Raw genomic sequence first — 11,172 nt, forward strand, 5'->3', positions numbered from 1 at the left:
GTGCTAGTGCGCCACGTTGAAAACGTGATAAAGTAGATGTACCCAAAGTAATCACTCCCTATATTGGTTGGAATTAGCTACTACCATTGTAAGTGATTGCTTTGGGCTTTTTAATTCCTGTTCGGATTAATTATAGAATTTGCCGAATGGAAATACTTTCCAACACCAAAAATTCTAGACCCAATGGTTCCACCACTAATCGTCAAGGTATCGTTCGCAATTTGCCAAGTGACACCTCCGTCAAGGGTGCCGCTGTTATTGTCCTCTGCTTGGTCTTGAGTGGCAATAGTTGTGATCGGTGATGTTTGGGTCGTGGAAGTGGGGCTGGTGGCAGCAAAAGCTGGCATTAGAACCCCTGTCAATAATAAAAATGAAGCCCCCACTGAAGCCGCTGCAATTATTAGTAATTGATTCAATTTATTCATAAAAAACAACTCCCTCTAGAAAAATAGCTTGGTTACCACTCAAAAATCCCCCCGGATTATCGAGTGATCCCTTATCAAAGGAATATAACCTCTTTTTCGCCATTTATGTTTGGAGAATTGTCCAAAATTTTTCGGCATTTTTTGGAGAAAGCTCTAAAAGAGAATAATCATTAAAAGCGGCCACCGCCAAAGGAATATATCCCTCCCTTTGGCAGCAGTCGCTTTGTTTGAATCAATATTAGCGGGATCTAATCAGTTAATACCCCTCCGTTGTAAAGTACCAACGAACGTTGTCCCCACTCTTAAGCTTCGTTAAGTTTGCAGCATGGTCAATAAATTTCTTGTTAACACTGAACATCCAACCGGAACCGGCCTTAACGTCATTTTCCTTGAGGCCGTTAATGCCGTTCACGTAAACGGAGGGGCCCGGAATATAACTAATCTTCAGGTTCGTTTGCTTTAAAATCGAAAACGCGTTGGCGCCCTTTTTAACGCGCATCCGCTTCGAATAGAAAACTTTTTTGTATCCATCAACCGTTAAATGGATTTGAATTGTATTCTTAGCATTAGACGACTTTTTAGCCGCATGATGCGTATCCTGAACCACCTTGGTTTCTGCTTTGTGGTTAATTTTACCCAGCTTATCAGATTTAGGGGCATTTGACCGCTTAGTTTTAGCGACCTTGTTAGGACTTGCCTTTGCACTGGATCCGGTTGTCCGATTAGGGCTTGTGCTTGATTGAGAACTAGCAGTTTGGGCCTTGTTGGCTGTTTTTTGAGCCCGCCTATCTGCTTTTGGTTTTGCTTTGCTTGCACCTTTTGCTTTTTGCTGGTGACTTGGCTGTTTAAGATGACTTGAACTTGAAGAAGTCACTTGTTTAGAAGTTGTCGGCTTAGGGGCTGCGTCTCTCGATGAAATCACCTGTTGGGCACCAAAAGCGATTCCAATTGTGAGAATGAACGCAAGAATGAAGCCAATTGCTTTTTTCATATTGTTTTGTCACCTCTCACTCAAAATTTGGCGATTAATTAATTGTGTAAACTGAACGATTCTTTAAAGCAGCTTTATAAGCGGCAACCGCTAAATTTACCTGACCGACACCATAGAGCTGAGTAGCTGCGTTTTTAATTGAACCGGATTTATTGACATAGGTCAGCATTGCATAAAGCGGCGTCCTAGTTTGACTTGTTTTCATCGCCGTGTTATTCACATATTTCTTCATGCCAAAATCATTTGATAGGGCAATAATTGCTTCAGCGGTTGAATTGGCATTTGGCGTTGTTTTGCCATTAAACGTGTAGCCAAATGCACCACTGGGCTGCACAATACCAGTAAGAAATTTTTGCCCCTTCAGCAAGCTGTCCTTGACGTTAGTTGTATTAACCTTTCCTCGAGCCAGACCGGTTAGAACCATGCTGGTCGTGTCGGTATCCCTAACTCCTTGTTGGTTATTATACGTCCAACCGTGATTATTTAATTGAGCTTTCACTAGCCGAGCACTCAAGCTTGCTTTGCTAAACTTCGCTCCCTTTGGCTGCTTGAACTTTGAGCTCATCGAAATGGCAATCAGCACTTGTGCCTGGGCACTTGTCGTTTGTTTGGAAACACTTGTCCGGTACAACTTGGTTACCAGATTGATTCCCTTTTTGTGGCCATATGGCTTATAATCTCTAGCGTTGAGTCCCATCGCCTGAACAGCCATCACGGCATTGGCCATTGTTGCAGCAGGGGTTGTCTTTTTGATTACCAAGTTTTTTCGCAGCAACGTTTTTTCCTTGGTATTAAATTTATAACCGTTTCCCTTGAGCCCTAACAGAAGGTCAGAGTACCCCGCAGTCGCACCAGTATCAGGATTGAGTTTCTTACTAAAAATAGAACTGCTTTGACCGGAAAGTCCGGTCTTATTTTTAATCATCAGATTCTTCGCGTAACGGTAGTTGGCTTTGATCTTGCTATTTTGATAAGCACGACTGGCGGTCTTAACGCTGGCTGCATTGGCGGTGAAGGCTGGTGCGATACTGCCAAATCCTAATAGGGTTGAAGCAGAGATCATGAGTAGCTTTGATGTTAATTTCATTGATTAATCCATCCTTTTTCTATTGGTTTTTATCCGGTAAAATATTGTATTTGGTGACTAAGCGGTGAAACAGCTTCTCCCATGGCTTGTAAAATAGCGCGATGAGAAAGGCATTGGATGCTGCGTGGAACGTGTCAAATGGAAAGAAACTGGCCGCAAAAGCCAAGATAAAACTCTTGATGGTCAGCGGTGATACGTAGGCCAGGGCGTACCAGAGGTCCATGATCCAGCCAAACAAATAGCCCCAGACGCAGGCAAACACGATCATAAAAATCAGACTATGGGACAATCGGGCCTTCATGAAGAGGCCAGCGGTTAACCCCATTAAGCCCCAGGCGACCATCTGCCAAGGCGTCCATGGTCCTTGACCCATAAACATGTTGGAAACCAGTGCCGTGGTAGATCCTGTGATAAAGCCCAGTTCCGGGCCGAGACTGACACCGCTTAGAATTACGACGAAGCTGGCTCCCTGCACACCAGGAATGGCGCCCAGTGGGACCCGGGTGGCAACCGCCAACGCGATCAAAACGGCGACAAACATCAACGTTTGGGTGCTGATTGGATCGTGTTCGAAGCGCCAGTACGCGGGTAAAAGGCTACAGATTAGGCACATAAAGCTAAATAATAGGTAGTGCTTTCCCTTCAATAAGACAATGAATAGCAGAAAAATAAACATTAACAGTAACGCAATTAATAACCGATACCGGTTGAGTAACGAAGATTGTTTCAAGTAACACTCACCCCCTTTCTGGATGGTTCGCCAGCTTCAGATCGACTGGCAGTAGGGCGTCCTTAACCTGATCACGGGCAATCCGGTTAATTGGCGTGGTGAAGAAAAAGTTATCGGCAAAAAATGATTGCGTGGCAAGCAGCGTGTTGAGATGGCCATCAAACATAAACGTGCATTTGTCGGCAAATTTAGCACAGAATTCCATGTCGTGGCTGGCAATCACAATGGTCATACCGGCTTGTTGGTACTGTTTCAGCAGGTTGCCCACCTGAATCTTGGTGTAGGGATCCAGTCCCTTGGTTGGCTCGTCCAGAACCAACAGATCAGGGGTCGCCATCAGTGCGATTGCTAATCCAACCAGCTGTTGTTGGCCGCCACTAATGTCAAATGGATTTTGTTTCTCAATACGGTTCAAATGAAATTGATTAATCATATGGTCAACTTGGGCCTTAGCGTCTGGCAACCGTAATTCAGCCGCCTGAACTTCCAGCTCCTCACGAACGGTATCGGCTGTAAATTGGAGACGGGGAGTTTGCGACAGAAATGCCAGTTTGGCCATTCGCTGGTTAATGGCCATTTTCCAAACTAACTGGTGGACGAAACGAATTTTGCCGTGCTGCGGCGTCATTAGTCCACAAATCAGCGTTAACAGGGTTGATTTGCCGGAGCCGTTTTTGCCGATAATTGCCAACCACGTACCGGGATTAATCGCCAGGTTCAGGTGATGGAGGACGTTATGTTGGCCGTCGAAGCTAAAGGAAATGTTATTGACGGTTAGAATTGGTTTTTCGGCTGGGGGTAATTGCGCAACCTTGCCGCCGGTCGTCCCTGATTGAAATTGAAGATGGTGAGTCCGAATCGCCGACTGGGCATCGGCTACTGAAATCGGCAATTGGGAGGTTCGAATCTGTTGATCTAAGAAGAGCTTGGGAATTGACGGTACGAAATAGGTCAAGTGGGCATCAGTGGTCATTTTTGCCAAGCCGCTGTGGGGATCACCGTCAAAGGTCAGGTGGTGATCCTGCAGGAGAATCATCCGGTTGGCCATGGCTGCTACCGTGCTCAGCCGGTGTTCAGTCAACATAATTGTAATCCCTAATTCTTGATTAATCCGCCCTAAAACGGTGAGAAAATGCTGAGCGGTCAGCGGATCCAACTGGGACGTGGGTTCGTCCAGTAAAATTAATTTTGGGCGCAAGATGAGAACCGAAGCCAGGTTTACCAACTGAAGCTGGCCGCCGGATAATTGATGTATTTGGCGATCGAGGTTTTGATCCAAACCTAAGAAATTTGCCAGTTCGGTAATCCGGCGTTCGATTTCATTGCTGGGACAGCCAATATTTTCTAATGGGAAGGCCAGTTCTTCGATCACCGTTGCCATCACCGGCTGGGTTTGTGGATCTTGGGCCACATAGCCGACGGTTTGGGCACTCACCAACTTCGGCATGTCAGCAACCGGTGTTTCGGCAATTTGAACGTCACCAGTTCGGGCTCCTTTGGGCATGAGCTCCTTTTTCAAATGGTTAAGCAGGGTCGTCTTGCCACTGCCGGTATTACCGGCAATCACAATAAAATCGCCGGGGTCAATGGTGAAGTTGACGTCGTCCAGAACGGAGGTTGATTGATCGGGATAGGTGAACGTGAGATGGGTCACGGTAGCTAATTTTTGCATGAACGATAGACCCCCTCTGAGATTAATGGTAGTAAGAATAGGAGTGCCGTGACGACGATGGGCCAAGTATCGCCCGGCGTAAAAATGGTGGTGAAATTGGCGACTGAACGACTGGTGCCCATTGAAAGAATCCGGACGCCGATAGTTGCAACTAGCATGACGGTGGCAATCGTGATGAACAGCAGGTCACTAAACTGCCAGTGATACGAGCGGTAGTGGGTCCGCTTGGCGGCGCCAAATCCGCGGGCGTCCATTAAATTGGCGGTTTCCATCGCAGAAGACAGGGCGTCCTGCAGAAGAATTTCGAAGATGTGGAGCGTCTTTTGGGTGCGGGTCTTCAATGATCCATTAACCACGTCGACGTTGCGGGTTTTTTGCAGGCGCAAAATCCGTTTGAGCCTATCGGTGAAGCTGGTGACCAGCGTAAACGAAATGGTGACCAGTACTGCCAGCCGGGGCGCAATCGGCGAGAACACGTAGATCAGCTTGCTGGGGGTCAGAACCGCGTTTAGGACTGAAAAAACAAACAGCATTGCGATCAGGACAATTGCCATCGCAATGCCGTACAGAAATGCCGGATACGAAAATTTGAACGTCAGAATGCCCCATTTGAAATGCCAAAGAATCGGCGGAAACTTTTGATTGAGGAGCGTATTGAAAAATAGAATCATTAATAGAAATGAAACGGCGTATTTCAGTTGGCGCGCCGTCTTTCGGCCGCCAAGGTAGTAGGTGGCTGTGATCGTGAGCGCGATGAACTCAGCCACCGCGACCGCCACGTGATTAAACAGCAGGAGGCAGACGATCAGCTCAGTAAAGTACAGCGTGAGCGCTACTGGATGAAGCTGCGAAAAAAACGTCATCTTGATTGGGGTGTGTGTCATGGAAAATCCCGACTTTCTAAGGGTTAGTAAGCCCTTCCAACAGTATATCATCGTTGCCAAGGGTGGTAAACGGCATATCTTGTGTGGTGGCTAGTATTATTTTGAGGCGTTTTTAAATGGTGAAATTTGCGAACTGATTTATCACCTTTTGGATATTATGTACAGCCTTTTTACACCATTTTTACACTAAATTTACCGTGACCTGCTAAGCTGTCATTTATACGGGTTCATCCGAACAAGCGAGGTGGTTAACACGTAAATAACTTTCTGAAAATCATTGAAAGCAAAAGCTGCAACATCCTTCAAGCAACATCCCGAGGCGGAAAAAGTCATCCGTGTCGGGGCTTTGCTTTGGTAAATTTTATAAGCATATTACTATCTCCCTGGTCGACAGTAGCGCTCTACTACTTAGTAGAGAGAAGATTGATAAGCTTCATAGAATTGACCAAGGAGGAATGTTTTATGCCAAAGACTTTGAAGAATTTATTTGCAAGAACCACTGAAAGAAAGAATCGCCGTTCAGGAACCTTGAAAGATGATTTGAATTCACGTCTTTTCTGGAATTCGGTATTGAAAGGCCAACAGAAGTAATCATGGTTAAATTAATAAGTTTTGCGTGACGATCCTCATCAGTTTTCGGACTGAATGGGGATTTTTTGTATGGTGGCTAATACCAAGTGCTGTCCGACACCTTTTGGGTTTTCCAGTGCTAAACTATAAACGTTAGGAAATCGGTAATGTCCAAAGTTCCATGAAAAAGTAGATTCTAATATGGTTTTCATTCAGGTTTGCAGTCTACTACGTGGTCGTAATCGTCAAATGCACCTGACAAGCCGGCCAATGGGTTGGCTCAGCGGTGCCGAGGCGATGGTTAGACGAAATCAAGGCCACTTAAATAAGCCTCGGGTCATTTAAGTTTAACCCATTGGCTTTTCGGCTTGTCAAGTGTTCGCTACCGCCATTTGACGATAACGAACCACCGGGCTCCAATTACCAAAATCAAGCGGTTGGTAGCTGTTCTTGAGCGAGTTTGATGAGTCTCAACCACTTGTCTGGCATGCGGGTAAGTCCCGTTAATTCAGGAACTTCAACTGGTGGATGGTATCCCAGACTTTGATGGGGCCGTAAAAAATTATGGCAGAGTGAATACAGCGTCACGTAAGTGATAGAGCCGCTGGCTGACTTAAAGCCCCCCATTGGGCGATAATTAGCTTTCAGTGAGCGATTTAAGCGTTCAATGGTTTGCTTGGCGGGGCGATATTCCTTTGCCACCTCGGTTTCGTTGGTTAAGCCTTTAACGATATTAAGGTCGAAGTTGATGCCTTCCTGATGTGCATAATATAGTCTGGCCACTCGATAGATGGGATTATCGTCAACCGTGAACCGCAGGTTCTCAGGAATCACTTGATACTTTTTGAGGACTTGATAGATCGCGATGCACGCTGATTCAGTGGTTCGCTTGGGGGTCACGTAATCTGCCAGGATAATTTTTTTGTTCACGTCATAGAAGTAGAACAGATAGTGCCATTTTCCTTTCACGCGCAGATAAGTTTCGTCACCCACCAATTGGCTGGAAAGCTGATACGGATAATTATCCAGGAAGGGTCGAATATTGGCCGCCACGGCTTGTGCGTAATTGAGAATGGTTTGCTTGGAAATCTTGATGCCATGGATGTCGTACATTAACGCGGCAGTCTTGGCAGCGGAGATGCCATAGTTCACACAGTAGCTGAGGATTAATCCCAGCACTTGTGGTGAGGCCTGAATGCGACTGAGGTCAACCCGAGATTGCGCGGATGATTGCGGGGCTATCTGGCGAATTTTAAAAGCGTATTCCCGATAGATGTACCGTAACTTGAATTGTGATGGCCGCTTTAAGTATTCCTGGTATTGACTGGAATTTAGTTTGGCCAGCTCACGTTTGCGATTAGGGCAGTGACGATTATTGCACCGCCAGGCCTTGAAGTTGGCCCGCTGCTTCGCAAGTTCCAGTTTGTTTTGGCAGTCGGGACAGAGAAGTAATGAGCTCTTATCACCACCGCCATTGGCATACAAGTATTGACTTGGTGCGCCACACCCGGGACAGGTTTGTCGCGGGAAGGCAAACGCCTGCCGATGGTTAACCGGTTTTAACGGCTTGCCGTGCTTTGCTTGATAAGCTACTAATAATTCCTGGTAATTCAGTTGGTTTTTGTGGATATTTGCCTGGAGAAGCGGCAGCTTATCATCAGCTTTGAATTGGTTGAAACGTCGATAGGTCGGGCTTTCTAGCCGTGGCGTTTTGGAATGAAGATAAATATTTGCCAGTTGGGTCATTAGAATCAAAATAAATTGTTGTTGAAGCTTGATTATTTTAACTAAATACGCTAATAATTGTGTAAGCGCTTGTCTAGATCCCTTTCTGGTTCAGTTTTTGTGTTTGTGTGGTGCTTACACTATGCTGGAACTTTAGGGGGAAGGATATTTTGAAATAAAGCTAAATATCCCCACCCATCTCTGATACAATCGAAAAGGAACTAAAATTGATTATTATGAGGAGGATTTTGCAATTATTACACAATCAGATCGACTGAAGCGCCTCACCCTAGCCGCCATGCTCTTGGCGCTCTGCGTGATTGGCGCAAACGTCAAAATCATGGGCTCAGTGGCCTTTGATTCAGCCCCGGCATTCTTAGGAGCGGTGTTGCTAGGCCCGTGGTTTGGCGCAACGTTGGGATTATTCGGGCACCTGGTGTCCGCCGCGTTGGCGGGGTTTCCTCTGACATTGCCGATTCATTTAATTATTGGCGTTGCCATGGGGATTTGCATGCTGATATTTGGCCTGGTTCGTAAATGGTTGGGCAAGGATACGCTGAAGGGCGTGCTGACTTCTGACGTGCTGGGCTACGCGATCAATGTGCCAATCGAGTTGGTGCTTCTTTATCCGCTTATGAAGCAGGCGGTTTGGGCGTTCTTTGTTCCACTGACCATCGCAACGATTCTAAACTTAATTGTTTGTGAAGTGATTTATGCGGCACTGCCCCATCGAGTGAAGGATGCGCCGTTTCTGACGCCGCAGAAATAGGGGGAACCGATTAAATGAACCAAATGAACCCACGATTTCGTGATTTATCGGTGGTGCCAACGAGTCCCACAACAGCGCTGGTGATTGCCTGTGACAGCAGTGCGGGGATTGGTGAGAAGCCCTTGGACGCCGTTCAAATTGATTCGGCGATTACCGCGGCGTATTCACTGCGGGTACCGCTATTGGAGCTGCTGTGCTTTGGGGCCCGGCCAATTGCCGTCGTTGACACGGTTGGCAACGAAATGGTCCCAACTGGCCGTCGGGTGATTCAGGGACTTAAGCGTGAATTAACCAAGGCTGGATTTTACGATATTCCATTGAATGGTAGTACCGAAGATAATATGCCGACCCGGACAACGGCGATTGGGGTGGCCGTGATTGGCCAAATTAATCGGAAAGATATTCCCACGACATCGATCGATGACTCTCTGATCGTTTATCAGCTTGGAACACCCTACGTTGGGGAGGCGGTCAAAGCCCATTTGGCAACGATTTTTTCTTACGATCAGGTTCGAACCATTCGCGCCACCCCAGCAGTGGTGGATATGCTGCCGGTGGGCTCAAAGGGAATTGCCAACGAGCTGGCCCAGATGGCCGCCACCCATACCGCAAAAATTTCCGCCGTGGTTGACCTGGCGGATGCTGAATTTACGCAATCTGCCGGACCGGCGACCGTGTTACTAGTTGCCGTGGTGGCCGATAAACGTCAATTATTTGAAAGGCAATTTCCCGAGCTGACCGAAATTGCTCAGCTTCACCAAAACTCAGATTAAGGACGGCATTGATTCTATGTTTGGTTCATTGATATTGTTAACCCAATTTTTCACCAGGATTCCCATTCCGTATGAAATTCCGGATGCAGCGGTAAAGTTCAAGAAGAGCATCCAGTATTTTACCCTGTTTGGATTTTTGATTGGCTGCATCGAGGCCCTCTTTTTCTGGCTGATGACCTTGGTATTTCCCAGCTGGTTTGCTTGGATCTTATTCTGGGTGGCCGATGGGGTTCTAACCGGCGGCTTTCACTTGGATTCCTTGGCCGACACTGCCGACGGTCTTTATTCATCGCGGACGGTGGACCGGATCAAAGAAATTATGAAGGACAGCCGGATTGGTACCATGGGAAGTCTGGCCCTGATCTATTTCTATGCAATTGTCATGGGTGCCGGGGTTGTCTGCAGTCAGTATTTGGCGGCCTGGCAATTCGTTTCATTGGTGGCCTGTACGACCATGGTGGCCAAGACCGGCATGGCGCTGTTATTTTACAAAATGGTTTATGCTGGCAAAACGAAGGGGCTTGGTAATCTCTGGACTGGTGTTGCCACCTGGCAAATCATGATCGCTCAGCTTTTTTCGATTTTGGTACTTGGTGGTCTGTTAGGGACTTTCGGCCTCTGCGGTTATCTCGCAGTGGTCCTGGGAGCTCTTTGGTACCGGCACTACATCACGCATAAACTGGGCGGTTTTACCGGTGACACAATTGGTGCGTATGGTGAGCTGGCTCAAGTCGCGTTTTTATTGGTAGTAACAGCGTTAGTGAGGGCTTTTGGATGAAATTATTAATGACTCGCCACGGTGAGACGCAATATAACAAAGAAAAGAAATATTATGGACGTACGGATATTGAATTGGATGGCTTGGGACTCAGGCAGGCGAGAGAGCTTGCCGATAAGCTGAAGGCCACAACGATCGATTACGCAATCCGCAGTGATTTAAAACGGACTCAGCAAACCATGGACGCAATCATGCAATATCATCCGCAAACCAAACAGATTATCGAAAAGGACATTGACGAAATGCCTTTTGGAATCTGGGAAGGTTTGAACGCTGACCAGGTAGAAGCTCGGGATCCAACAACCTGGGCAGCTTGGCTGCAGGCGCCGTTTGATGTCACCCCCGCTGGCGCCGAACCATACCGAGTATTTGAAAAACGGGTGACGACCGCCCTCGACCATTATCGGGAAACGCTGCCGTCAAACAGTACATTGTTAGTGGTTGCGCATCAGGGGGTGTTGCGAACACTGTACCGTTATTGGACCGGCGGCGACTTTTGGTCGGTGGATTTTAAAGCGGGCTGTTATTCGGTTTTTGAGACGGGAGACGGTGGTGTGTCGTTGGTGAGTCTTAATGACTAGCAAAGCCTGAAAATGCCAGGTTAGTTGATTAATTTTAAAATGATAACCAAAAAGCAGATTTCAGTGAGTAACCAGGAATGGCATGAAAAGTTGAAATCTGCTTTTGAGTAGGCAAATTACAAGTTTAATCCGAACAAGCCCGGAATCTTTCAATGGCAGTCTGTTGATGATGTATTTTTAATGGTCG

12 protein-coding genes are annotated in these 11,172 nt (G+C 46.8%); 5 read left to right on the forward strand and 7 right to left on the reverse strand.

Features of this window, described 5'->3' with window-relative positions; genetic code table 11:
• Window positions 1–110 precede the first annotated feature (110 nt).
• The 6 genes from EKM96_RS10230 to EKM96_RS10255 all read right to left on the reverse strand — a co-directional run bounded on the left by EKM96_RS10230 (window position 111) and on the right by EKM96_RS10255 (window position 5,789).
• Window positions 111–425, reverse strand: coding sequence for a hypothetical protein (locus EKM96_RS10230; RefSeq protein WP_107696668.1), 315 nt, complete (start codon window positions 423–425; stop codon window positions 111–113).
• A gap of 256 nt (window positions 426–681) precedes the next feature.
• Complete coding sequence (locus EKM96_RS10235; protein WP_125643327.1) at window positions 682–1,416, reverse strand: DUF4430 domain-containing protein; 735 nt, start codon at window positions 1,414–1,416, stop codon at window positions 682–684.
• Window positions 1,417–1,450: 34 nt separating this feature from the next.
• Window positions 1,451–2,503, reverse strand: a complete 1,053-nt coding sequence (locus EKM96_RS10240; RefSeq protein WP_107696670.1) for a prenyltransferase/squalene oxidase repeat-containing protein — start codon at window positions 2,501–2,503, stop codon at window positions 1,451–1,453.
• A 19-nt stretch (window positions 2,504–2,522) separates the two neighbouring features.
• Window positions 2,523–3,233 (reverse strand): ECF transporter S component, encoded by a 711-nt coding sequence (locus EKM96_RS10245; RefSeq protein ID WP_003636323.1) that lies wholly within the window; start codon window positions 3,231–3,233, stop codon window positions 2,523–2,525.
• 7 nt (window positions 3,234–3,240) lie between these two features.
• Window positions 3,241–4,905: an ABC transporter ATP-binding protein gene (locus EKM96_RS10250; protein WP_071665514.1), complete on the reverse strand. Its 1,665-nt coding sequence runs from the start codon at window positions 4,903–4,905 to the stop codon at window positions 3,241–3,243.
• Window positions 4,893–5,789, reverse strand: coding sequence for an energy-coupling factor transporter transmembrane component T (locus EKM96_RS10255; protein WP_068807709.1), 897 nt, complete (start codon window positions 5,787–5,789; stop codon window positions 4,893–4,895). Before EKM96_RS10255 ends, EKM96_RS10250 begins: the two co-directional genes overlap by 13 nt.
• Window positions 5,790–6,251: 462 nt before the next feature.
• On the opposite strand from EKM96_RS10255, the gene EKM96_RS10780 reads away from it, so the two are divergent.
• Window positions 6,252–6,380, forward strand: coding sequence for a hypothetical protein (locus tag EKM96_RS10780; protein WP_013854969.1), 129 nt, complete (start codon window positions 6,252–6,254; stop codon window positions 6,378–6,380).
• Between the two features lie 408 nt (window positions 6,381–6,788).
• Here EKM96_RS10780 and EKM96_RS10260 read toward each other — a convergent pair whose 3' ends face one another.
• Window positions 6,789–8,105, reverse strand: coding sequence for a DDE-type integrase/transposase/recombinase (locus EKM96_RS10260; RefSeq protein ID WP_225417763.1), 1,317 nt, complete (start codon window positions 8,103–8,105; stop codon window positions 6,789–6,791).
• 235 nt (window positions 8,106–8,340) lie between these two features.
• Here EKM96_RS10260 and EKM96_RS10265 point away from each other — a divergent pair, with 235 nt between their 5' ends.
• From EKM96_RS10265 to EKM96_RS10280, 4 genes are read left to right on the forward strand one after another with little or no spacing between them, the layout of a single operon-like run.
• A complete protein-coding gene (locus EKM96_RS10265; RefSeq protein WP_071665516.1) occupies window positions 8,341–8,853 on the forward strand; it encodes an ECF transporter S component in 513 nt (170 codons plus the stop codon).
• 14 nt (window positions 8,854–8,867) lie between these two features.
• Complete coding sequence (locus EKM96_RS10270) at window positions 8,868–9,626, forward strand: hypothetical protein (RefSeq protein ID WP_080488712.1); 759 nt, start codon at window positions 8,868–8,870, stop codon at window positions 9,624–9,626.
• A gap of 16 nt (window positions 9,627–9,642) precedes the next feature.
• A complete protein-coding gene (locus tag EKM96_RS10275) occupies window positions 9,643–10,404 on the forward strand; it encodes an adenosylcobinamide-GDP ribazoletransferase (RefSeq protein ID WP_125643330.1) in 762 nt (253 codons plus the stop codon).
• On the forward strand, window positions 10,401–10,985 hold the full coding sequence (locus EKM96_RS10280; protein WP_071665518.1) for a histidine phosphatase family protein: 585 nt from the start codon (window positions 10,401–10,403) through the stop codon (window positions 10,983–10,985). Before EKM96_RS10275 ends, EKM96_RS10280 begins: the two co-directional genes overlap by 4 nt.
• Window positions 10,986–11,172: the final 187 nt, after the last annotated feature.

Source organism: Levilactobacillus tangyuanensis (genome assembly GCF_003946545.1).
Taxonomy (GTDB): domain Bacteria; phylum Bacillota; class Bacilli; order Lactobacillales; family Lactobacillaceae; genus Levilactobacillus; species Levilactobacillus tangyuanensis.